The sequence below is a fragment of the Pseudomonas sp. PSKL.D1 genome, from assembly GCF_028898945.1.
Taxonomy (GTDB): domain Bacteria; phylum Pseudomonadota; class Gammaproteobacteria; order Pseudomonadales; family Pseudomonadaceae; genus Aquipseudomonas.
In genome coordinates, this window is record NZ_CP118607.1 from 1,585,621 (window position 1) to 1,608,806 (window position 23,186).

The window sequence follows — 23,186 nt, forward strand, 5'->3', positions numbered from 1 at the left end:
GCCGCAAAGCGGCCCCGGCGATCTCAAGCCTCGTCCATCTCTAGCCGACGCGGCGTCACCTCTGTAGCCGCCCGCCCCGCCAACCCCACCCGCATATCATTGCCACTCGGCTGCTGATACAAACTCAACCCAAACTCCGGCAGCACCGCCAGCAGGTAGTCAAAGATATCCCCCTGAATCCGCTCATAGTCGGCCCACACCGTCGTGGTGGTGAAGCAATAGATCTCCAGCGGCACCCCTTCGGCGCTGGTCTGCATCTGCCTCACCATGCAGGTCATGCCCTTGTGCACGTTGGGGTGATTCTGCAGGTAGGCCAGGGCAAAGGCGCGGAAAGTGCCGATGTTGGTCAGCTTGCGCCGGTTGGCCGCCAGCTCCGGCACCGGCCCCAGGGCCTCGTTCCAGGCCATCAGCTCCTGGCGCTTGCCGGCCAGGTAGTCGCCCAGCAGGCTTATCTGGCTCAGGCGGTGCTCTTCGTCCGGCGTCAGGAAACGCACCCCTGCCGCGTCGATGAACAGGCTGCGCTTGATCCGCCGCCCGCCTGATTGCTGCATGCCGCGGTAGTTGCGGAACGACTCGCTCATCAGGCGCCAGGTGGGGATGGATACGATGGTCTTGTCGAAGTTCTGCACCTTGACGGTATGCAGGGTGATGTCCACCACATCGCCATCGGCACCCACCTGCGGCATTTCGATCCAGTCGCCCACGTGCAGCATGTCGTTGCTGGTGAGCTGCACGCTGGCGACGAACGACAGCAGGGTGTCCTTGTACACCAACAGCAGCACCGCCGACATCGCACCCAGGCCAGACAGCAGCAACAGCGGCGAGCGGTCGATCAGGGTGGCGACGATGACGATGGAGGCGAAGATCCACAGCATCATCTTGGCCAGCTGCACGTAGCCCTTGATCGAGCGGGTGCGGGCGTGTTCGGTGCGGGCGTAGATGGCCAGCAGGCCGTCCAGCAGGCACGAAAGCGCCAGGGTCATGAACAGCAGGGTAAAGGCCAGCGCCACGTTGCCGAGGAAGTGCTGGGCGGTGTCGGACAGCTCGGGCACCAGTTTGAGGCCGAACTGGATCACCAGCGACGGCGTGGTCTGGGCCAGGCGGTGGAACACCTTGTTGTGGCGCAGGTCTTCCAGCCAGGCCAGGGCGCTCTGGCGCGCCAGCAGGCGGGTGGCGTGCAGCATCAGGAAGCGTGCCAGGCGGCCCAGCACCAGAGAAATCACCAGCAGCACGGCCAGGCCGATGGCCGCGTGCAGCAGGGGATGTTGGTCGAGCGTGCCCCACAGGTCGAGGCTGTCGCGCCAGATTTGTTGGATATCCATAGCGTGTAGAAGGTCTTTTACAGCGAAACGAAGCGCCATTAGAGCGCGGAAGCCGACAAAGTTGCCAAAAGAAATTCGGCTAAGGCGGCAGAAAACGTTACCCTATGCAACTGAATTTCCCGCACTTGCCTGAGGTTACCTCCGTGTTCTCCCAATTCGCCCTGCACGAACGCCTGCTTAAAGCCGTGGCCGAGCTTAAATTTGTCGAGCCAACCCCGGTGCAGGCCGCGGCCATTCCCCTGGCCCTGCAAGGGCGCGACCTGCGTGTGACCGCGCAGACCGGTAGCGGCAAAACCGCAGCCTTCGTGCTGCCGCTGCTCAACCGCCTGGTCGACCTGAGCGGCCCGCGCGTCGAAATCCGCGCGCTGATCCTGCTGCCGACCCGCGAACTGGCCCAGCAAACCCTCAAGCAAGTGCAGCTGTTCTCGCAGTTCACCTACATCAAGGCGGGCCTGGTCACCGGCGGCGAAGACTTCAAGGAACAGGCCGCCATGCTGCGCAAGGTGCCGGACGTGCTGATCGGCACCCCGGGCCGCCTGCTCGAGCAGCTCAACGCCGGCAACCTCGACCTGTCCCATGTGCAGGTGATGATCCTCGACGAAGCTGACCGCATGCTCGACATGGGCTTTGCCGAAGACATGGAGCGCCTGTGCAAGGAATGCGAGAACCGCGAACAGACCTTGCTGTTCTCCGCCACCACCGGCGGTGCAGCCCTGCGCGACATCATCGGCAAGGTGCTCAAAGACCCTGAGCACCTGATGCTCAACAGCGTTTCGCAACTGGCCGAAGGCACCCGCCAGCAGATCATCACCGCCGACCACGACCAGCACAAAGAGCAGATCGTGCAGTGGCTGCTGGCCAACGAGACCTTCGACAAGGCCATCATCTTCACCAATACCCGTGCCCTGGCCGACCGCATTTATGGCCACTTGGTGGCCAAGGATGTCAAAGCCTTCGTGCTGCATGGCGAAAAGGACCAGAAGGACCGCAAGCTGGCCATCGAGCGCTTCAAGCAGGGTAGCTCCAAGGTGCTGGTGGCCACTGACGTGGCGGCCCGTGGCCTGGACATCGACGGCCTGGACCTGGTGATCAACTTCGACATGCCACGCAGCGGCGACGAGTACGTGCACCGCGTGGGCCGTACCGGCCGTGCCGGCGGTGAAGGCCTGGCGATTTCGCTGATCACCCACAACGACTGGAACCTGATGTCGAGCATCGAACGCTACCTCAAGCAGCAGTTCGAGCGCCGGGTGATCAAGGAAGTGAAGGGCACCTACAGCGGGCCGAAGAAGGTCAAGGCGTCGGGCAAGGCGGTCGGGGCGAAGAAGAAAAAGGTCGACAAGAAGACGGGTGAAAAGAAAACCGCAGCCAAGCGCAAGCCCACGGCCAAGCCGAGAGCCAATGCGCCGCTCACCAGTTCGGATGGCATGGCGCCGCTGAAGAAGCGCAAGTCCACTGCCGAGTAAGCACTGTAGGAGCGGCCTTGCCGGGGCGCCGGACCGGTCGGAAAGGGCCGCAAAGCGGCCCCACGATCTCAGCGTTGACGCTGGAATTGCTGGGGCTGCTCCGCAGCCCTTTCGCGACACTAGGCCGCTCCTACAGGTCTCCTGCAGTCACCGACCCCGTGCTTCCTACAAGCGTTGTGTTACGAAGCTTTCTTTTCTGCTGTCTTCAATTCCTGAATTCGCTTGTCGATCAACTGACACTTGTCGGGCAAGTCCTTACTCGCCGTCCCCAGCTCCATCCCCTGCAGCTCTTCATTAATTTCCTTGGCCTTCTGCGCATTTTGCTCGGTCAGCTGGCTCACCAGCCCGGCCAGTTCTTCGCGTTTCTGGGTGGCTTCCTCCGGCGTACAGGCCCAGGCGGGCAGCGCGCCCAGCAGGGCGGTTGCGCAGACGATCGGCAGTAACAGTTTCATCCTTTGATCCTCCATACGTGGGCATGCCCGGTGGAGGTGCTACTGGCCCGCTTGGTTCAGCCACCGCGACAGGCGGTGGCCTATATCCCTGGGTATATGGACCCGCCACCCACAGTTGATGATTAACGTGCCAGATGAGGCGTTGCGGTCATGTCTATACCCAGTGCTTTCATTACCGCCAAAAATGATTTGAGCGTTGGGTTGCCGTGCTCGCTGAACGAGCGATAAAGCTGTTCACGAGACAAGCCGGTTTCTTTGGCCAACTCCGTCATACCTTTGGCCCGTGCCACCACACCGACAGCTTTGGCCACGTAGCTGGCGTCTCCTGTTTCCAGGGCGTCGGTCATGAATAGTGCGATGGCCTCGGGTGTAGTGAGGTAGTCGGCCGGGTCAAACTCAAAAAAGGTGTCAGTCATTTTGCATCCTCCACGCGCGCAGAATCTGGTGGGCAGCCTTGATGTCTCGTTGCTGGCTATCTTTGTCACCACCGCAAAGCAATATCACCAAGGTATCGCCCGATTGGTGAAAGTACACACGGTAGCCAGGCCCGAGGTGGATTCTGAGTTCACTGACGCCATGCCCAACCGGCGAGACATCGCCGGATATGCCTTCCATGAGTCGGTTGATGCGCGAGATGATCCTGACTCTTGCCTTGGCATCTTTGAGTCCGATCACCCACTTCCTGAAGCTGCTGGATTCGATTTTTTTCATCGAACGAATGTAGTTTATAAAATACATTCGGGTAACGCTGCAAATGGTTTCTGCAGGTTGCTACCTTGGAGCCAACTGAACCAGGAGCACTTTCTCGTGTAGTCCATTTCTGAACTCCACTAGTCTAGAAATCTGCTGCAATAGTTAACTTTGCAGGCGTGATGGCAGGCTTGAGCGTTAGTGGAGTTCGCCAGAGGTCGTTATCAAGCTGGCAACGCTGCCCAAGGAAAACCGATAATCGGATTTTCTTGAACCTGCCGAGCTACTGCCAATGCCAATCTTCACCGTGGAGGCCCGCCCATGAGCGCGGCCCGCAAGAACCCCGACGCCTTCGCCTTCCAGGTCATGCTGGGCCTGTGCCTGATCTGGGGTTGCCAGCAGGTACTGATCAAATCCGCCGCGGTGGACATCGCGCCCGTCATGCAGGCCGCCCTGCGCAACGGCATCGCGGCAGTGCTGGTGGGGCTGCTGGTGTGCTGGCGCGGTGGCTGGGAGCAAGTGGGCAGTACCTGGCGCGCCGGCCTGGTGGCGGGGGGCTTGTTCGGCCTGGAATTCCTGTTCATTGCAGAAGGCCTGAAGCTGACCTCGGCGGCGCACATGTCGGTGTTCCTCTACACCGCACCCGTGTTCACGGCCCTTGGGCTGCACTTCATGTTGCCAAGCGAACGCCTGCGCCTGTTGCAGTGGCTGGGCATCCTGCTCGCTTTCGGCGGTATCGCCACAGCATTTGCCGGGGGCATGTCATTCGCGGAAATGGACGGGCGCATGCTGCTGGGTGATGCCCTGGGCGTGTTGGCAGGCCTGGCGTGGGGCGCAACCACGGTGGTGATCCGTGGGTCGCGGCTGTCGGAAGCCCCGGCGACCCTGACCTTGTTCTATCAACTGGCAGTCGGTTTCGCCGGGTTGTTGCTGATTGCCTTGTTCAGCGGGCAGATCGGCAACGTGACGCTGACGCCGTTGGCGGTGGGCAGTGTGCTGTTCCAGGGCATTGTGGTGTCTTTTGTCAGTTACCTCACCTGGTTCTGGTTGCTGCGCAAGTACCTGGCCTCGAACCTTGCCGTGTTCTCGTTCATCACACCGCTGTTCGGCGTCACCTTTGGGGTGCTGCTGCTGGATGAGCCCCTGAGCGCCAACTTCGTGCTAGGGGCGGTGATGGTGCTGATGGGCGTTATATTGGTGAGTGCCGAGCCTTGGGTGAAGCAGCAATTGCGTCGGGTGTTAGGGTGAGGTTTTTCCGGTTCTGGCCCGCAATCACCAGCACGCCGGCCACCCCCAGCCCCGCCGCAGCCAGCATCAGCGCCGGTTGCAGGCTGCCGCTGTAATGGTTGCTGACCGCCGCCAGCAACGGCCCGCTCAGTTGCCCCAGGGCAAAACAGGCTGTCAGCAAGCCGGCATTACGCTGCGTGGCATGCGGCGCCAACTCGCGCGAGCGTTGCATCACCAGCTGCATGCAGGCCAAAAACGGCGTGCCGCACAGCACCACACCCAGCGCCAGGCCAACGCCACCACCCATCAGGCAGGCCAGCACCCCCAGTCCCTGCAGCCACAGCGTCACGGTCAGCCAGGTTGAGGTGCGGCCCGCGCGCCGTAGGCTGACCAACCATACGCCCAACGCTGCGGCCACGCCAAAGGCTGGCCAGAACAGGTCGGCCATCCAGTTGCCCCGAAACTGCTGGTTGGCCATTTGCGACAGGAAGGTCGCTGGCAGGATATAGCCAATCCCATACAAGGCGTACACCAGGCCCAGCCGGCCGATGCCGACATTGCGCACCGGCTGTTGCACCGATGCCACGGCAGCTTCCTGCGGGCGAGGCAGCCAAGGCAGCACGGCCAGCAGCATGACCAGCGCGGCCACCGCATAAACCAACCACAACGCTGCCGAACTCAATCCGAACAAGTGCGCCACCAGCGCCAACAGGCCGGTAACGGCAATGCCGACGCCAGGCCCGGCAAACACCAGTGCCCCGGCACGCTGGCGCTGATGCGCATTGGCTATCTGTTGGCTCAGGCTGGTAATCATTACCAGCACCCAGGCGCTGGCCACCCCGGTGCCAAAGCGCAGCAGCAGATGCGCCCAGAAGCCGTTGGCGGCCCAGGATGCCAGTGTCAGCAGCACACACAACCACAGCCCGCCATGCAGGCGCAGCCGCACTTGCCCCGGTTTGCGGGCGAACATGGCGTCCAGTGCGCCGAGGAAGTAACCCAGGTAGTTGGCTGCCGCCACCAGGCCGGCGGCGGTCAGGTCGAACTGGCCCTCGGCAATCAGTTGCGGCAGTTGCGGGGTCAGGGCAAAGCGGCCGATGCCCATGGCCATCATCAGGGCCACGGCGCTGGCCAGCAGTTGTACGAGCGGCGACATGAGATAACTCCTGCGCGAGGGTAAGCGATGGATGGCAGGGTAGGGCGGATTGACTTTCAATAAAATTGAATAATGATGATCAAGTTGTTCTGTTTTGGAGAATGCTATGGAGTTCAGCCAACTGCGCATCTTCCAGGCCGTGGCCGAGGAGGGTTCGATCACGCGCGCCGCCGAGCGCTTGCACCGGGTGCCGTCCAACCTGTCCACACGCCTGCGTCAGCTTGAAGAGCAATTGGGCGTGGAGTTATTTTTGCGCGAGCGCCAGCGCCTGCAGCTTTCGCCCGCAGGCAAGGTGTTGCTGGACTACGCCAATCGCTTGGCCGCACTGCATGACGAGGCTGTGGCAGCGGTGCAGGGCGGCCAGCCGGCGGGGGATTTCGTGCTGGGTACGATGTACAGCACCGCAGCCATCCACCTGCCGGCCTTGCTGGCGCGTTACCACCAGGCCTACCCGGCGGTGAACCTGCAGGTGCAGGCGGCGCCCACAGGGGATTTACTTGAGGGATTGCTGAGCCATCGCCTGGATGCCGCATTCATGGATGGCCCGCCACGCCTGGCCGGGCTCGATGGGGTGCTGCTGTGTGACGAGGTGCTGGTGATGATCACCAGCCCGGAACACCCGCCGGTGCATAGCGCCAAGGATGTGGCGGGCAAGGCCGTGTTCACGTTCCGCCAGGGCTGTTCCTACCGCATGCGGCTGGAAGCCTGGTACGCCCACGCCCATACGCCAATGGGCCGGGTGATGGAAATCGAGTCGTACCAAGCCATGCTGGCCTGCGTGATTGCCGGTGCAGGCGTGGCCATGATGGCCCAGTCCATGCTCGACAGCCTGCCGGGGCGCGGCGCAGTGAAGGTTCACAGGCTGCAGGCGCCGTTCGATCAGGCGCAGACGTGGCTGATGTGGCGCCAGGGCATGCGCGGGGCGAATTTGCAGGCGTGGGTCGACTTGCAACAAAGCGAAACGATTAACCAATCGTCGGAATACGCCGTTTCCGCTTGATCCGCGTCAAACTGGCCCTTATCTGTAGGATTAAGGGCATGCGTAGTACAGGACATCGGACTATGATCTGTATAAAACATCTGAAGTTTGATTGACCGTGAGGCTGACCCGTCAAGGGGGCATTATGAATAGACCTATGAACAACTGGCTCCACGACCTGGCGGTCGCATTGGGGCTGATCCCACCACCCTTGCAGCCGGTGCCGATCCCGACTGACGAAGAGCAGCGCAAACGCCAGCCACGTCGTCGCTGAAATGCAAAAGGCCGCTGCATCATCGCTGATGCAGCGGCCTTTTTGTTGCCAGCCGATCAGGCCAGCTTCACCTCACCCACTGGCTTTCGCGACAGCAGGCTCACCACCACGAAGCTCACCAGGCCAATCGCCAGGCTGTAGTAGATCGGGGTGTTGGCATCCAGGCCATCCTTGAACATGAAGAACAACGCGGTGGCAAAGCCCAGCGACATGCTGGCGATGGCGCCGGCGGTGGTCGCGCGTTTCCAGAAGATGGCACCGATCAGCGGAATCAGCATGCCGCCCACCAGCAGGTTGTAAGCCAGGGTCAGGGCACTGATCACATCGTTCACCGCCAGGGCGATGCCCAGCACCACCAGGCCGGTGAGCAGGGTGAACAGGCGGTTGACGCCCAGGCTCGACTGCTTGCCGCCGCGCAGCTTGGGCAGCAGGTCTTCGGTCAGGGTGGTCGACGCAGCCAGCAGGCCGGCACTGGCGGTGGACATCATCGCAGCCAGGGCAGCGGCCATCAGCAGGCCACGCACACCTTCCGGCAACTGGCCCTTGATCATTTCGGCAAAGGCGTTGTTCGGGTTGGCCAGGTCGGGCATCAGCACATGAGCGGCCATACCGATCAGGGCGCAGGCCAGGCCGTACAGCACGCAGTAGATACCGGCGGTGGTACCGGCGCGCTGGCAGACCTTTTCGTCACGGGCGGTGAACACCCGCTGCCAGATGTCCTGGCCAATCAGGATGCCGAAGAAGTAGATCAGGAAGTAGGTGATGATGGTGTCCCAGCCGATGGTGGTCCAGCTGAAGCTTGCCGCTGGCAGCTTGGTCACCAGGGCGTCCCAGCCGCCTGCGTTGTACAGGCAGATCGGCAGCAGGATGAACATCAGGCCCACGGTCTTGATCACGAACTGCACGATGTCGGTCAGGGTCAGCGACCACATGCCGCCGATGGTCGAGTACGCCACCACCACGCCACCGCCAAACAGCATGGCCATCCAGAACGGCACATCCAGCAGCACTTGCAGCACGGTGCCCATGGCCAGGGTCGAAGTGGTTGCAATCATCAGGGCGTAAGCGAGCATGATCGCTGCGCTGGCCTGGCGTGCCATGGGGTTGTAACGACGCTCCAGCACCTGGGTGACGGTGAAGATCTTCAGGCGCAGCAGCGGTTTGGCGAGGAACAGGTTCAGGGCGATGATGCCCAGGCCCAGTGCTGCGCACAGCCAGAAGCCGGAAATGCCGTGGACGTAGCCCAGGCGCACGGTGCCTACGGTGGACGCGCCGCCGAGTACGGTGGTGGCCATGGTGCCCATGTACAGGGTTGGGCCCAGGTTGCGGCCGGCCACCAGGTAGTCTTCGTGGGTTTTTGCACGGCGCATGCCGTACCAGCCCAGTGCGAGCATGCCGGCGGCATAGATCATTACAACGATGATGTCCAAGGCCATTGGGGGTCTCCCGATTATCTTTATTATGGCGAGATCGACCACGCGGGCGTGTTCACGGCGCCCGGCGGTCTTGTCGTGTAGGTGTCATGGCTCCTGCCGTTGTATCAGTCCATCACTGCCCGATTGTGGGAGCGGCCTTGTGTCGCGAAAGGGCTGCGAAGCGGCCCCGGGTTTTCAGCTTCGCAGCACAGATGGCCGGGGCCGCTTTGCGGCCCTTTCGCGACACAAGGCCGCTCCCACAACGGTCAGCGGCGTACCACGCCCGGCAGCACGCAGAGCATTTCGAACAACAGGTTGGCCCCCAGCAGCGAAGTGTTGCCGGTGGTGTCGTAAGGCGGGGAGACTTCGACCAGGTCACAGCCAATCAGGTCCAGGCCGTGGCAGCCGCGGATGATCTCCATTGCCTGAATGGTCGTCAAGCCGCCGATTTCCGGGGTGCCGGTGCCCGGGGCCCAGGCCGGGTCGATGCCGTCGATGTCGAACGACAGGTACACCGGGCCGCCACCGACTTTTTCGCGCACTTCGGCCATCAGCGGTTCCAGTGATTTGTGCCAGCACTCTTCGGCCTGCACCACGCGGAAGCCCTGGCGGCGGCTCCAGTTGAAGTCGTCAGCGGTGTAGCCCTGGGCGCGCAGGCCAATCTGCACCACGCGGTCGCAGTCCAGCAGGCCTTCTTCCACGGCGCGGCGGAAGGTGGTGCCGTGGGCGATCTTCTCGCCGAACATGTGGTCGTTGACGTCGGCGTGGGCATCGATGTGCACCAGGCCAATCTTGCCGTGCTTTTTATGCAGCGCGCGCAGGATCGGCAGGGTGATGGTGTGGTCGCCACCCAGGGTCATCGGGATGATGTTGTGTTCGAGGATCTCGTCGTAGGCTTCTTCGATGATGCGCACGGCGTCGAGCAGGTTGAAGGTGTTGATGGCCACGTCACCGATGTCGGCCACTGACAGCGAATCGAACGGGGCGGCACCGGTGGCCATGTTGTACGGCCGGATCATCACCGATTCGGCGCGAATCTGCCGTGGGCCAAAGCGGGTGCCGGAGCGCAGCGAGGTGCCGATGTCCAGCGGCACGCCAATGAAGGCAGCATCCAGGCCTTCGGCGCTTTGCAGGTGGGGCAGGCGAAGCATGGTGGCGATGCCGCCAAAACGCGGCATTTCGTTGCCGCCCAGTGGTTGGTGAAGAATCTTGTCCACGGTGGGCCTCATCAGTCGGTCGATTGTTTTGTTTGTTCGAACCTGTGCCGCCGCGCGCCTTTCAGAGTGGTTATGCCGGCGGGCAGGGACATTTCGGCCAAGTCTGCGCAAGGTAGTGCGTGGGAAAAATCGCTACCGGCAAATACTTACTTCAGGAATTTCTGAACTAAAGGCCGCCGGACCGGTTAGACTGCGCGCAAATACCCCAGCGGAACCGTTGCACCATGGCCTCGACCCTGCCCGACCTGAAACTGCTGCGCATCTTCGTCAGCGTGGTGCGCCACCAGGGGTTCGCCAATGCCCAGCGCGACCTCAACTTGTCCACGTCGGCCATCAGCACTTACATGAGCCAGCTCGAAGGGGCGCTGGGCATCGTGCTGTGCCACCGGGGGCGGGGCGGTTTCAGCCTGACCAGCAAAGGCGAGCTGTTCCACCAGGAGACCTTGCGCCTGCTGGCCGAGTTGGACGGTTTCGAGCAGTACGCCGCTGCGCTCAAGGGCGAGCTGCGCGGCACCCTCAACCTCGGCGTGATCGACTCCACCGTCGGCGACCGTGCGCTGCCGCTGGCCGAAGCCATTGGTGCCTACAGCCAGGAACACCCGGCCGTGCACCTGCACCTGTCGGTGTCCAGTCCGTACGAGTTGCAACTGGGGGTGCAGGACAACCGCCTCGACCTGGCCATTGGCGCGTTCTCTTCGCGCATGAGCGGCCTGGTGTACCAGCCGCTGTACCGCGAGCAGCACTGGCTTTACTGCAGCAGCCGCCACCCACTGTTCGCCGAACGGCGCATCCCCGAGCAGGTCATTACCCAGCAGCGCATGGTCGGGCGTGGTTACTGGAGCCAGGCCGAACTGGCCCGCCACGGCTTCAAGCACAGCGCTGCAACGGTGGAGAGCATGGAGGCGCAGCTGATCCTGATCCTTTCTGGTGCCTACATCGGTTACCTGCCCGAGCACTACGCCCAGGCCTGGGCCGACAAGGGTGATTTGCGCGTGCTTTCCCCGGCCACCTTCGGCTATCAGGCGCCATTTTCGTTGATCATCCGGCGCGGGCGCAGCCGCGAGCCCTTGATCCAGACGTTCCGCGACCTGCTCAAAAGCCAGCTCATTGTCGGTTGATAAACGCGCTGTATCGGACCCTGCGTCGAGATAGGGAAATTTCCTACAAAACCTGACCGCTTCCGCGGTGGCACTCTGCTAAACCTCTACTTGCTTTGATGATTTTCCCCTTTCATCTATACAAGCAAGGACCGCCCAGATGCGCATGAATTTGCCCGTCACTGAGCACGAAAGAACGTTCCCCAGCGAGCAGCGCCTGATCTCCACGACGGACCTCAACAGCCGGATCACCTATTGCAACGATGCTTTCGTGGCGATCAGCGGGTTCACCTACGACGAACTGGTCGGCCAGCCGCACAACCTGGTGCGCCACCCCGACATGCCGCCGGCGGTCTTCGGCCATATGTGGGACACCCTCAAACAAGGCAAACCCTGGATGGGCGTGGTGAAAAATCGCGCCAAGAACGGCGATTTCTACTGGGTGAGTGCTTACGTCACGGCCGTTTACGAAAACGGGCGCATCAGCGGTTACGAGTCGGTGCGCTCCGTGCCGACCCGCGAGCAGATCCGCCGCGCCGAGGCCCTGTATGCGCGGCTGCGCGCCGGGCGTTCGGCGGTGCCATGGGCGGCAAAACTCAGCCATGGCCTGGGCAGCGGCTGGCCGCTGATTGGCGCGGGCTTGCTGTCTGCCGCCGCCTACCTGTGGTTGCCGCCCTACGCCGCGCTTGGCGTGCTGATGGCCAGCCTGCTGGTGGCCTGGTACCTCATCGAGCAGCGTCAGGACCAAGCCATCCGCCGTACCCTGGCTGAACACCCCAAAGCCTTCACCAGCCCATTGGTTGCGCTGACTTACAGCGACAACCCGGGCCTGCGTGGCCAGCTGGACCTGGCCATCATCAGCGAAGAAGCCCGCCTGCAGACCGCGCTGACCCGCCTGGTGGACGCCGGGGTCGGGGTGAAGTCGCGGGCCGCGCAATCTGCCGACCTGTCCGACGCCCAGGCGCAGATGCTCGACCGCCAACGCAGCGAAACCGACCAGTCGGCCACCGCCATTGCGCAAATGGCGGCGACCATCCAGGAAGTGACCCACAACGTGCAAAGTACTGCCCACGCGGCCGGTGATGCCGACCAACTGGCCCAGCAAGGCAGCGAGCTGGCGAAACAGAGCCTCAAGGCCATGGGCAGCATGAGCGAGGCCGTGACGGACATCGGCCAGGCGGTGAATGCCCTGGCCGAGCAAACCCAGTCCATCGGCAGCGTGGTCGACACCATTACGTCGATTGCCGAACAGACCAACCTGCTGGCGCTGAACGCTGCGATCGAGGCGGCCCGTGCTGGCGAGCAGGGCAGGGGTTTTGCCGTGGTGGCCGACGAAGTACGGTCGCTGGCCCAGCGGACCCGTTCGTCCACCGAGGAAATCCACCACATCATCGCCTCGTTGCGCGCAGGCGCCGAGCGTGCGGTGAGCACGGCCAACCGCGGCGAGCAGATTTCGCGGGACAGCGTGCACAGCGTCGAGGCGGTGCAGTCGGCCCTGGCCGGCATTGCCCAGGCGGTCAGCCGCATCACCGGCATGAGCCAGCAGATGGCCACGGCGTCGGAGCAGCAAAGCCACGTGGCTGAAGACATCAACCAGCAGATCGTGCGGATTGCGCAGTTGTGCGACCAGAGTGCCGGGCAGGCCAAGCAGGGGGCGGAAATCAGCCAGGACCTGGAGCGCATGGCGGAGTACCTGCACAGCCTGGCGGAGCGGTTTAATCGGTGAGGTGTGTGGGCTTCGGGTGAATGGCGTAGGTTATTGGCTGTGTTTGAGATCGGGCGCCGCCGCGCGGCGCTCGATCTCACAGGCGACATACCCCCCCAAGCCTATGGCAAACTACGCCGGGTAAGGAGAACCCCCCCCATGCCCAGACCCCGCTGCGAGCGCTGCACCCGCCCGCTCGACCATTGCCTATGCCCGCTCATCCCGCACCTGCCCAGCCGCACCCGCGTGGTGCTCCTGCAGCACCCCAGCGAAACTTCCCACGCCCTGAACACCGCCCGACTGGCAGCCCTGGGCCTGACCAATGCCGAGTTGCGCGTTGGTGAAGTGTTCGAAAACCTTGAAGCCTTGCTGCAAACACCAGGCTACCGCCCCGTGCTGCTGTTCCCCGGCGAGCACGCACAAGCCTTGTGCGCGTCCCCCTCGGCGGATGAGCTGCCACTGCTGCTGATCGTGCCCGACGGCACCTGGCGCAAGGCGCGCAAGATGCTTTACCTGAACCCTGTGCTGGAAGCGCTGCCCAAGGTCACCCTGGCGAACGTGCCACCCTCCCGTTATCGCCTGCGCAAGGCACCGGAGCCGGGTGCGGTATCGACCCTCGAAGCGGTGGTACACGCATTGAACGTGCTGGAGGCACCGGCCCGTTTCGATGCTTTGCTCAAACCCTTCGAGGCATTGATAGAAGGCCAGATCAGCGCGATGGGCTGCGAAACGTTTGAACGCAACCACGGCGATATTTGATTCACCACCCTGTTTTGGTTCACGCCCCGACGCCTGCTTTGCTCCAAAGCCCCGATCTGGTGCATGCCCGTGCCCACGCCTGCCCAGCCACCCCGCACACCGCCTGAGGCGCCACCATTCCGGCATCGCTATTGCTAGATCAACCCTGCATCTAAAACGGATATGCATCGCGTGTTGGGGAGTTGAGTATGGCTCGGGCCTTTTTCAATGAGATGTATGATGCGGCAGGCGTTTGCCGGCCCCATTACCAGGAGTTCGAACGCTGGTTGGCCGACACGCCGCTGGAGCTGCTGGACCAGCGCCGCCGCGAAGCCGACCTGCTGTTCCATCGGGCAGGCATCACGTTCACCCTGTACGGCGACGAGCAGGGCACCGAGCGGTTGATCCCGTTCGACATCATTCCGCGCAGCATCAAGGCCAGTGAATGGCAAATGGTCGAGCGCGGCTGCATCCAGCGGGTGCAGGCGCTCAACCTGTTCCTCGAAGACATCTACCACGGCCAGCGCATCCTCAAGGAGGGCATCATCCCGCCAGAGCAAGTGCTGGCCAACGATGGCTACCAAGTGGCCATGCAGGGCCTGGACTTGCACCGTGGCATTTACGCGCACATCGCCGGGGTCGACCTGGTGCGCGACGGCGACGGCAGCTACTACGTGCTGGAAGACAACCTGCGCACCCCAAGCGGCGTGAGCTACATGCTCGAAGACCGCAAGATGATGATGCGCCTGTTCCCCGAGCTGTTCGCCGCGCAACGGGTCGCGCCCATCGACCACTACCCGAACCTGCTGCTCGACACGCTCAAACGCTCAAGCCCGCTGGACAACCCCACCACCGTGGTACTCACCCCGGGCCGCTTCAACAGCGCCTATTTCGAACATGCCTTCCTGGCCCGTGAAATGGGCGTGGAGCTGGTCGAAGGGGCCGACCTGTTCGTGCGCGACAACCGGGTGTTCATGCGCACCACGGCGGGGCCCCAGCAGGTGGACGTGATCTACCGTCGCCTGGACGATGCCTTCCTCGACCCGCTTACCTTCAACCCGGATTCGATGCTTGGCGTGCCGGGCCTGATCGCCGCCTACCGCGCCGGCAACGTGGTGCTGGCCAATGCCGTGGGCACCGGGGTTGCCGACGACAAGTCGATTTACCCCTATGTCGACGACATGATCCGCTTCTACCTCACGGAAGAGCCGATCCTGAAGAACGTGCCCACCTGGCAGTGCCGCAAGCCGGCTGAGTTGTCCCATGTGCTGGCCAACCTGCCCGAGCTGGTGGTGAAGGAAACCCAAGGCTCCGGCGGCTACGGCATGCTGGTTGGCCCGGCCGCCACGGCCGCCGAGATCGAAGACTTCCGTGCCCGCATCAAGGCCCGGCCCGACGCCTATATCGCCCAGCCCACGCTGTGCCTGTCCACCTGCCCGACCTTTGTTGAAAGCGGCATTTCGCCCCGGCACATCGACCTGCGCCCGTTCGTGCTGTCGGGCAAGGAAACCCGCCTGGTGCCGGGCGGGCTGACCCGTGTGGCGCTGCGCGAAGGCTCGCTGGTGGTGAACTCGTCGCAAGGCGGCGGTACCAAGGACACCTGGGTGGTGGAGGACTGAACCATGCTGTCACGCACCGCTGCAGACTTGTACTGGATGTCGCGTTACCTGGAACGTGCCGAGAACCTCGCACGCATGCTCGAAGTCAGTTACTCGTTGTCGCTGATGCCCCAGGCCGGGCGCAGCGATGGCCGGCCAGAGCTGGCCATGTCGCTGCTGGCGGCCGGCACGCTGGATGACTACCATCGCCGTCACGGCGAGCTCAACGTCGAAAACATGCTGCACTTTTTTGCCCTGGACGAGCGCAACCCCGGCAGCATCTATTGCTGCCTGCGCGCCGCACGCACCAACGCCCATGCCGTGCGCGGGCGCATCACCGCCGACATGTGGGAGAACATCAACGCCACCTGGCTGGAAATGCGCAACATCGCCAGCAATGGGCTTGGGCGCTATGGCATCAACTATTTCTGCGAATGGGTCAAGGAACGTTCGCACCTGTTCCGTGGCGCCACCGCCGGCACCATCATGCGTAACGATGCCTATGGTTTTATTCGCCTGGGCACCTTCCTTGAGCGGGCGGACAACACCCTGCGCCTGCTGGATGCGCGCTATGAAATGTTCGGTGAAGAGTCCGAAGAAGTCAGCGACAACTCGGCCCGCGGCTATTACCAATGGAGCGCCTTGCTGCGGGCGTTGTCTTCCTTTGAGGCATTCAACGAAATTTACCGCACGGCCCCCGGGGCCGAGCAGGTGTCCGAGATGCTGCTATTGCGCGCCGATGTACCGCGCTCGCTGCACGCCTGCGTGGAGGAACTGGCGCAGCTTTTGGCCGACATGCCCGGCGACAACGGGCGCCCGGCCCAGCGGCTGGCCGCGGAACTCAGCGCCCGGCTGCGCTTTACCGGCATCGAGGAAATTCTGGCATCAGGGCTGCACCAGTGGCTGACCCACCACATCGGCCAGATCAACCATTTGGGGCAAAGCGTTCACGATTCCTACCTGGAGGTTGTATGAGACTGTCCATCCGCCACGACACGACCTACCACTATTCCAACGACGTGTGCATGAGCATCCAGCTGCTGCGCCTGACGCCCAAGACCAGCGAGCGCCAGCGCATTCTGCAATGGCAGCTGGACCTGCCGCGCCCGGTGGGCAGCCAGCTCGACCCGTATGGCAACGTGCTGCACGTGCTGACCATCGACGAGCCCCATGGCGCGCTGATGCTCAGTGCCCACGGCGAGGTGGAAATCGACCAGACCCTGGAAATGGAACACGACACCCAGTCGGCGCTGCCATTCTTGCGCTCGAGCAAGCTCACCACCCCCGATGACGCCTTGCGCGCCTTCGCCAACCGCCAGTGCGGCAACCGGCGTGACCGGGCGGCGCTGATCGACTTGATGAACGGGCTGGCCGACCACATCGCCTACAGCCCCGGCGCCACGGCAGTGGATACCGTGGCCGCCGACGCCTTCGCCAGCCGTGCAGGCGTTTGCCAGGACCACACCCACGCCTTCCTGGCCTGCGCACGCAGCCTGGGCATCCCCGCGCGCTATGTGTCGGGCTACCTGTGCACCGAGGACGAAAGCCACCTGGCCAGCCATGCCTGGGCGGAAGCCTGGCTGGACGATGGCTGGTACAGCTTTGATGTGACCAACCGCCTGGCCCGGCCCGAGCGGCACTTGAAGCTGGCCGTGGGGCACGACTATCTTGATGCCTGCCCGGTGCGTGGCATGCGCAGGGGCGGAGGCACCGAATCGATGCAGGCGTTGGTGCAAGTCAGCTCCATGCCACAGGCTCAGCAATAATGACCTACTGCGTTGCAATGCACCTGGCCGATGGGCTGGTGTTCATTTCCGATTCGCGCACCAATGCGGGCATCGACCAGATCTCGACGTTCCGCAAGCTGTTCGTGTTCAACGTGCCGGGCGAGCGCCTGATCGTGTTGCAAACGGCCGGCAACCTGGCCACCTCGCAGTCGGTGGTCAGCTTGCTGCGCCAGCGGTGCAATCGGGATGGCCAGCACTTGCTGAACGTGCCGACGCTGTATGACGCCACCGCCCTGGTGGCCGAAACCGTGCGCGAGGTGATGGCCCGCGACAGCAGCAAGCTGGCGGGCAAGGTCGACCTGGGCTGCTCGTTCCTGGTGGGCGGGCAGGTGGGTGACCAGCCAATGGGGGTGTACAACATCTACCCCCAGGGCAATTTCATCCAGGCCACGGAAGACACGCCGTTCATGCAGCTGGGCGAGAGCAAGTACGGCCGGCCGATCCTTGACCGTAACCTGCTGTACCACACGCCGCTGGGGGAGGGGTTGCGGTGTGGGTTGATCTCGTTCGATTCGACCATGCGCAGCAACCTGTCGGTGGGCATGCCGCTGGATGTGCTGGTGTACCGCAAGGACAGCCTGGTGGCCAGTAACTGCCATCGGATTACGGCGCATGATCCGTATTTTTTGCGGATACAGGCGCAATGGGCGGATGGGTTACGGGATTTGCTGGCGGCGTTGCCGGAGCCGCCGGATACTTACATCCGGTAGGAGCGGGCGCCGCTGACGCGGCGCATCGCGGATAAATCCGCTCCTACAAGCGCCTCGACCTGTAGGAGCGGATTTATCCGCGATGCGGCGCGCCAGCGGCGCCCACCTACCTCTCCCGCATCGCCTCGGTCCGGGCCTTGAGCACCGGCTTGAGCACATAATCCAGCACGCTCTTCTGCCCGGTAATGATATCCACCGTCGCCACCATCCCCGGGATGATCAGCAACGGCTTGTTATCTCCGCCCAAGTGGTTCTTCTCGGTGCGCACCTGAATCAGGTAAAACGCATTGCCCTTGTCATCGGTCACCGTGTCGGCACTGATGAGCTCCAGCTTGGCCTTCAGCCCGCCATAGATGGTGTAGTCATAGGCACTGAACTTGACCATCGCCGGCTGCCCCGGGTGCAGGAAGGCGACATCTTGCGGCCGTACCTTGGCCTCGATCAGCAAGTTGTCCTCGATGGGCACGATTTCCACCAGGTCGCTGCCCGGCTGCACCACGCCGCCGATGGTGTTCACCTTCAGCAGCTTGACGATGCCGCGCACCGGTGACACCACGGTGGTGCGGTTGACCCGGTCGTCGATGGCGATGCTGGTGGCGGTGATCTTCGAAAGCTCCGTGCGTTTGTCGTTGAGCTCCTTGGCGGCCTCGGAACGGAAGGTGGCGTCGGACTCCTGGATCTTGCTGCGGATTTCGGCTACCGCCGCCTCGGCGCGGGGGATGGCCAGGTTGGTGGCGTTGAGCTGGCCGCGGGCTTCCACCGTGCGTTGCTTGAGGCGCAGGATTTCCACCGGTGAGATGGCGCCCTTGCTCACCAATGGCGCCGACATGTCGGTCTCTTGCTGCAGCAGGGCGACGGCGGAGCGGTACTGGTCGACCTTGGAGCGGAACTCGGCCAGCTCCTGGGTTTTTTGCCGCAGTTGTTCGTTCAGGGTCTGCTTTTCGCTGGCCAGGCGGCGCTGGCGCGAGTCGTACAGGGCGATTTCGTCTTCGGCCACCTGCGGCGCCTTGCTGCGCACGTCGTCCGACAGCACGAACGGGCGGCCTTCGGCTTCGGCCGACAGCCGTTCGACCTGGGCAGTGAGGGCATAGCGGTCGGCTTCACTCTCGCCCTTGTTCGACTTGAAGCGGGTGTCATCCAGGCGCAGCAGCGTGGCGCCTTTCTCGACCATCTGGCCTTCGCGCACGAAAATCTCGGTGACGATACCGCCTTCAAGGTTTTGCACCACCTGGATCTTGCTCGAAGGGATCGCCTTGCCTTCGCCCACGGTGACTTCATCGAGCACCGCCAGGCTGGCCCAGACCAATGCGGTCAGCAGCAGGGCGCCGGTCAGCCACACTGTCAGGCGCGACAGGCGTGGGGAGTCTTGCAGGGTGGCGCTGGCCAGCTCCGGCATGTAGTCGCGTTCGACGTGCTTGCCGGTGGCGTGGGGGCTGCGGATGCTCGGGCTTACAGGCATGGTCTGTCTCTCCTACAACGCCGCGCCGATGCGGCCTTTGCGCAGGGCGTCGATCACCGCATCCTTCGGCCCGTCCGCCACCACTTTGCCGTTGTCCAGTACCAGCAACCTGTCCACCAGGCTCAGCATCGAGGTGCGGTGGGTGACCAGCAGCAGGGTCTTGCCCGGTACCCAGCTTGCCAGGCGTTGGCGCAGTTGCTCCTCGCTGCTGTTGTCCATGTGGCTGGTGGGCTCGTCCAGAATCAGGATTGGCGGCTCCAGCAGCAACGCCCGGGCCAGCAACACGGCCTGGCGCTGGCCGCCGGACAGCAACTGGCCGCGCTCGCCCACCGGGCGATCGAAGCCGTTCGGGTGCTGCCGGGCCAGCTCGCTGACGCCGGTCAGCTCGGCCACTTCAAGCATGCGCGCGTCGCTGATGTGGCGGGCGCCCAAGGTCAGGTTGTCGCGCAGGCTGCCAGCCAGCAACGGCAGGTCGTGGGCCACGTAGCCCAGCTGGTTGCGCAGGTCGGCGATGTCGAGTTGGCGCAGGTCGAGGTTGTCCAGCAGCACCTGGCCTTCGTCGGGGTGGTGGAAGCCCATCAGCAGGCGGCCCAGCGTGCTCTTGCCAGAACCGCTGCGGCCGATGATGCCGATGCGTTCACCGGGCTTGACCGACAGGGTCACGTCCTGCAACGCCGGGCTGGTTTGCCCAGGGTAGCGGAAGGTGACGTGGCTCAGGGCAAGGCCGCCCTTGAGTGCAGTGTGGTCCAGCGCCTGCTGCTCGGCCTGGCGCTCCTGGGGCAGGGCCATCAGCGCGTCGGTGCTTTTCATGGTGAGCTGTGCTTGCTGGTAGCGGGTAATCAGCCCGGCGATCTGGCCCAGCGGCGCCAGCACCCGGCTGCCGAGCATGTAGCTGGCCACCAGTGCGCCGACGCTGAGGTTGCCGGCCACGATGCTGTACACGCCGGCAACGATGGTGGCCATGCCGCAGAACTGCTGGATGAACAGCGTGCCGTTGCTGGCCAGCGACGACAGGTTACGGGCGTGGGCGTCGAGGCGGGCGATGGCGCCATTGGTGTGCTCCCATTGGTACTGGCGCTCGCTCTCGGCACCGCAGGCCTTGAGTGTTTCCAGCCCGCCGAGGGTTTCGATCAGCAAAGCCTGGCGCACGGCGCCCAGGCTCAGGCTTTTTTGCACGGTGTCGCGCAGGCGGGCTTGTATGAACAGTGCAAAGCCCACGGCGAGCGGGAAGGCAATCAGCGGAATGAGCACCAGCCAGCCGCCAAGCAAGCCGATCACCAGCAGCATCAGGGCTACGAACGGCAGGTCGATGATGCTGGTCAGGGTAACCGCCGTGAGGAATTCGCGCAGGCCCTGGAAGTCGTGGATGCTCTGGGCAAACCCACCAATGGTGGCGGGCTTGGCCTTCATGGCCATGCCGGTGATGCGTTCGAACAGGGTGGCGGAGAGGATCAGGTCGGTTTTTTTGCCGGCCTGGTCCAGCAGGTGCGCGCGGACCATGCGCAGCACCAGCTCAAAGGCGGTGCCGATGAACAGGCCGGCCACCAGCATCCACAACGTCGACAGTGCCTGGTTGGGCACTACCCGGTCGTAGGTCTGCATGACGAACAGCGGCACCATCAGCCCCAGTACGTTGATCAGCAGGCTGGCCAGCAGGGCATCGCCGTACAGCCAGCGGGAATGGCGCAGGGTGTCGCGGAACCAGGCGTCGACCCGGGGCAGCAGGGGTGAGCGCAGTTCTTCCAGGGTGTGCCGTGGGCGTGCGAACAGGGCGTGGCCGCTGTAGGCCGTTTCCAGCGTTTCACGGTCTACCCACTGCTCGCCTCCCTGCGCCTCGCAAGGCAGGATCAGCGCCCGGCCATCGTCACCCCAGCGTTGCAGCACCGCGCTGCGGCCATCGGCCAGCAACAGCAGCACGGGCAGGTTGAGCGCCGAAATGTCGCCCAGCCCACGCGCCAGTACCCGCCCTTGTAAGCCAGCGCGGGCGGCGGCACGTGGCAGCAGGTCTGGCCCCAGGCGTTGCTGCGCCAGGGGCAGGCCGCTGCTGAGGCTGGCCCGGCTGGCGGGGCAACCGTGCAGCCGGCAAAGGATCAGCAGGCCATCGAGCAGCGGGTCGTCCACATCCGGGCGCGGTTGCGCACTTTGCATACTGGTCACGATGGCCTACTCCCGCCTCTGTGGATGGGTGGTGACGCTCAGCGGTCCGTGCCAGTAGCGTTAAGCGGTTAGCGCATTTCCGGCAGCTTGGCCTGGTTACGCACTTCGCTCTGTGCAATCGCCTCCGGTGGCAACGAAATGCGCTGCTTGCTCAGCAACTCGCCCATGGTCGACAGCACGCGGTACATCGAAAACTCTTCGGTGTAGCGCACTTCGGTGTAGCGGCGGTTGGCGTTGTACAGCTCGTTTTCACTGTCGAGCACGTCCAGCAGGGTACGCTGGCCAAGGCCGAACTGGTCCTGGTAGGCGGCACGCACGCGCTGGGTGGTTTCGGCGTATTCGCGGGCGGTCGGGGTTTGCTTGCGTGCGTTGTTCATGGCGTTCCAGGCCAGGCTCAGGTTTTCGGTCAACTCGCGCAGGGCGTTGTTGCGGATGTCCATGGCCTGGTTGATCTTGTGCGCATCGGACTGCAGGCGGGCTTTGTCGCTGCCACCACGGAACAGGTTGTAACTGAGCTCGACGCCGGCCTGCCAGTCGTTGTTGCTGTGGCCTTTCTCGCCGCTGAGGTTGTTGTTGGCGCCGGTGGCCAGCACCGCGTCCAGGCGAGGGTAGAAGGGCGACTTGGCCACTTCGTACTGCTGCTCGGCGGCATCCACGTCAGCCTGGGCCGATTTCAGGTAGGGGTTGTTTTCCAGCATGCCCTGGCGCGCACCGTCCAGGCCGGTGGGTACTTCGGCCTTGATGGTGGAAGGCGCTTCCAGTTCGTCCGGCATGCGGCCAATCACGCTGTAGAAGTTGGCCTCGGCATCGGCCAGGTCAACTTCGGCGGTGTCCAGGTTGTTTTCCGCCAGGGCGCGACGGGCGCTGGACTGGTCGAGGTCGGCGGTGCTGCCCACGCCGCGCTCGCTGCGCAGGCCGATCTGGTCGTTCACCCGCAGGTGCGCTTGCAGGTTGTTCTTGGCCAGGCTTACCAGTTCGCGGCGCTTGAGTACTTCGAGGTACACCTCGACGGCGCGCAGGGCCACGGTCTCGGCGGTGGCTTGGGTGTAATAGGCACGCGAATTGGCCACCGCCTGCGTGCGGCCAACTTCATTGGAGGTGTTGAAGCCGTCGAACAGCATCTGCCGCAGGCGCAGTTCGGACTGGGTGTAGTTGAGTGTTTCCTTGTTGTGGTTGGTGGTGCCGTCGGCATTCAGGCCGCGGGTATTGAGGTTGTCCGAGCGCTGGCGACCATAGCCGGCCACCAGGTCCACCGACGGGTAGTAACCGCCACGGGCGAATTTCACATCCTCGTCAGCCGACAGCCGGCTGTTACGGCTGGCGCTGATCTCCGGATGATTGTCCACGGCGTTCTGGACTGCCTCGTTGAGTGACATCGCCTGAACGTTGGCGCACGCCATGGCCAACAGAATTGCACTGGTGATGGGGGTGAAAACGCGCATGGGGTACTTCTCCCTGGGGTCTTGAAAAATGTCCTGCTTTCGCCAAAAAAATGGCGATATTTATCATTCAAACCGTTTCAAGTTTGTAACAACAGAGCTAAGAACATTTAACGCGCGAGCTAAGAAGATTTTTTCATAAGCCCTATGCGAAAAAAAACTTATGCGGTCTAACGAAACCAAGACATTGTTTCATTCAAGTGAATTGGCGGCCCGCTGCAACGCGCGGTTTACAAGCACTGCACAGAGTTCCAGATTTTTTACAGCTAAGGACGCGGGGCGGTAAGGTGAAAGCGGTATT

General features: G+C 63.3%; 21 protein-coding genes. 11 read left to right on the plus strand and 10 right to left on the minus strand.

Going from position 1 to position 23,186, the window contains the following annotated elements; all coding sequences use genetic code 11:
- Positions 1 to 23 precede the first annotated feature (23 nt).
- The gene (locus PVV54_RS06975; RefSeq protein WP_274909231.1) at positions 24 to 1,322 is read right to left on the minus strand and encodes a mechanosensitive ion channel family protein; all 1,299 of its coding nucleotides are present in this window, start codon (positions 1,320 to 1,322) and stop codon (positions 24 to 26) included.
- A gap of 104 nt (positions 1,323 to 1,426) precedes the next feature.
- Here PVV54_RS06975 and PVV54_RS06980 point away from each other — a divergent pair, with 104 nt between their 5' ends.
- Positions 1,427 to 2,788, plus strand: a complete 1,362-nt coding sequence (locus PVV54_RS06980) for a DEAD/DEAH box helicase (RefSeq protein ID WP_274909232.1) — start codon at positions 1,427 to 1,429, stop codon at positions 2,786 to 2,788.
- A gap of 179 nt (positions 2,789 to 2,967) precedes the next feature.
- Here PVV54_RS06980 and PVV54_RS06985 read toward each other — a convergent pair whose 3' ends face one another.
- From PVV54_RS06985 to PVV54_RS06995, 3 genes are all read right to left on the minus strand, one after another.
- Positions 2,968 to 3,240, minus strand: coding sequence for a hypothetical protein (locus PVV54_RS06985; RefSeq protein ID WP_274909233.1), 273 nt, complete (start codon positions 3,238 to 3,240; stop codon positions 2,968 to 2,970).
- A gap of 122 nt (positions 3,241 to 3,362) precedes the next feature.
- Positions 3,363 to 3,656: an addiction module antidote protein gene (locus tag PVV54_RS06990; RefSeq protein WP_274909234.1), complete on the minus strand. Its 294-nt coding sequence runs from the start codon at positions 3,654 to 3,656 to the stop codon at positions 3,363 to 3,365.
- The gene (locus PVV54_RS06995) at positions 3,649 to 3,951 is read right to left on the minus strand and encodes a type II toxin-antitoxin system RelE/ParE family toxin (protein ID WP_274909235.1); all 303 of its coding nucleotides are present in this window, start codon (positions 3,949 to 3,951) and stop codon (positions 3,649 to 3,651) included. The genes PVV54_RS06990 and PVV54_RS06995 overlap by 8 nt, the downstream gene beginning before the upstream one ends.
- A gap of 300 nt (positions 3,952 to 4,251) precedes the next feature.
- Here PVV54_RS06995 and PVV54_RS07000 point away from each other — a divergent pair, with 300 nt between their 5' ends.
- Complete coding sequence (locus PVV54_RS07000) at positions 4,252 to 5,178, plus strand: DMT family transporter (protein ID WP_274909236.1); 927 nt, start codon at positions 4,252 to 4,254, stop codon at positions 5,176 to 5,178.
- On the opposite strand, the gene PVV54_RS07005 is transcribed toward PVV54_RS07000, so the two are convergent.
- Entirely contained in the window at positions 5,120 to 6,310 is a 1,191-nt protein-coding gene (locus PVV54_RS07005) for an MFS transporter (RefSeq protein WP_274909237.1), read from the minus strand. The genes PVV54_RS07000 and PVV54_RS07005 overlap by 59 nt on opposite strands.
- 106 nt (positions 6,311 to 6,416) lie before the next feature.
- Here PVV54_RS07005 and ptrR point away from each other — a divergent pair, with 106 nt between their 5' ends.
- A complete protein-coding gene (ptrR, locus tag PVV54_RS07010) occupies positions 6,417 to 7,310 on the plus strand; it encodes a putrescine utilization regulator PtrR (RefSeq protein WP_274909238.1) in 894 nt (297 codons plus the stop codon).
- A gap of 124 nt (positions 7,311 to 7,434) precedes the next feature.
- Positions 7,435 to 7,563: a PA1414 family protein gene (locus tag PVV54_RS26500; protein WP_342456607.1), complete on the plus strand. Its 129-nt coding sequence runs from the start codon at positions 7,435 to 7,437 to the stop codon at positions 7,561 to 7,563.
- A 56-nt stretch (positions 7,564 to 7,619) separates the two neighbouring features.
- Here the strand turns inward: PVV54_RS26500 and PVV54_RS07015 are convergent, their stop codons facing one another.
- The gene (locus PVV54_RS07015; protein ID WP_274909239.1) at positions 7,620 to 8,999 is read right to left on the minus strand and encodes a sodium:solute symporter; all 1,380 of its coding nucleotides are present in this window, start codon (positions 8,997 to 8,999) and stop codon (positions 7,620 to 7,622) included.
- 245 nt (positions 9,000 to 9,244) lie between these two features.
- Positions 9,245 to 10,195, minus strand: coding sequence for an agmatinase (gene speB / locus PVV54_RS07020; protein WP_167059716.1), 951 nt, complete (start codon positions 10,193 to 10,195; stop codon positions 9,245 to 9,247).
- 224 nt (positions 10,196 to 10,419) lie between these two features.
- On the opposite strand from speB, the gene PVV54_RS07025 reads away from it, so the two are divergent.
- The 7 genes from PVV54_RS07025 to PVV54_RS07055 all read left to right on the plus strand — a co-directional run bounded on the left by PVV54_RS07025 (position 10,420) and on the right by PVV54_RS07055 (position 17,830).
- Positions 10,420 to 11,313: a LysR family transcriptional regulator gene (locus tag PVV54_RS07025; protein WP_274909240.1), complete on the plus strand. Its 894-nt coding sequence runs from the start codon at positions 10,420 to 10,422 to the stop codon at positions 11,311 to 11,313.
- A 139-nt stretch (positions 11,314 to 11,452) separates the two neighbouring features.
- On the plus strand, positions 11,453 to 13,018 hold the full coding sequence (locus tag PVV54_RS07030) for a methyl-accepting chemotaxis protein (protein ID WP_274909241.1): 1,566 nt from the start codon (positions 11,453 to 11,455) through the stop codon (positions 13,016 to 13,018).
- 138 nt (positions 13,019 to 13,156) lie between these two features.
- Positions 13,157 to 13,756, plus strand: coding sequence for a tRNA-uridine aminocarboxypropyltransferase (locus tag PVV54_RS07035; RefSeq protein WP_274909242.1), 600 nt, complete (start codon positions 13,157 to 13,159; stop codon positions 13,754 to 13,756).
- A 188-nt stretch (positions 13,757 to 13,944) separates the two neighbouring features.
- Entirely contained in the window at positions 13,945 to 15,354 is a 1,410-nt protein-coding gene (locus tag PVV54_RS07040; protein ID WP_274909243.1) for a circularly permuted type 2 ATP-grasp protein, read from the plus strand.
- 3 nt (positions 15,355 to 15,357) lie between these two features.
- The gene (locus tag PVV54_RS07045) at positions 15,358 to 16,308 is read left to right on the plus strand and encodes an alpha-E domain-containing protein (RefSeq protein WP_274909244.1); all 951 of its coding nucleotides are present in this window, start codon (positions 15,358 to 15,360) and stop codon (positions 16,306 to 16,308) included.
- Positions 16,305 to 17,099: a transglutaminase family protein gene (locus PVV54_RS07050; RefSeq protein WP_274909245.1), complete on the plus strand. Its 795-nt coding sequence runs from the start codon at positions 16,305 to 16,307 to the stop codon at positions 17,097 to 17,099. The genes PVV54_RS07045 and PVV54_RS07050 overlap by 4 nt, the downstream gene beginning before the upstream one ends.
- Positions 17,099 to 17,830: a proteasome-type protease gene (locus PVV54_RS07055; RefSeq protein ID WP_274909246.1), complete on the plus strand. Its 732-nt coding sequence runs from the start codon at positions 17,099 to 17,101 to the stop codon at positions 17,828 to 17,830. The genes PVV54_RS07050 and PVV54_RS07055 overlap by 1 nt, the downstream gene beginning before the upstream one ends.
- Before the next feature lie 106 nt (positions 17,831 to 17,936).
- Here PVV54_RS07055 and PVV54_RS07060 read toward each other — a convergent pair whose 3' ends face one another.
- From PVV54_RS07060 to PVV54_RS07070, 3 genes are all read right to left on the minus strand, one after another.
- Entirely contained in the window at positions 17,937 to 19,289 is a 1,353-nt protein-coding gene (locus PVV54_RS07060; RefSeq protein ID WP_274909247.1) for an HlyD family type I secretion periplasmic adaptor subunit, read from the minus strand.
- Positions 19,290 to 19,301: 12 nt separating this feature from the next.
- Positions 19,302 to 21,437 carry a type I secretion system permease/ATPase gene (locus PVV54_RS07065; protein WP_274910398.1) on the minus strand — a complete coding sequence of 712 codons (2,136 nt, stop codon included), beginning with the start codon at positions 21,435 to 21,437 and terminating at the stop codon, positions 19,302 to 19,304.
- 77 nt (positions 21,438 to 21,514) lie between these two features.
- The gene (locus PVV54_RS07070) at positions 21,515 to 22,888 is read right to left on the minus strand and encodes a TolC family outer membrane protein (RefSeq protein ID WP_274909248.1); all 1,374 of its coding nucleotides are present in this window, start codon (positions 22,886 to 22,888) and stop codon (positions 21,515 to 21,517) included.
- Positions 22,889 to 23,186: the final 298 nt, after the last annotated feature.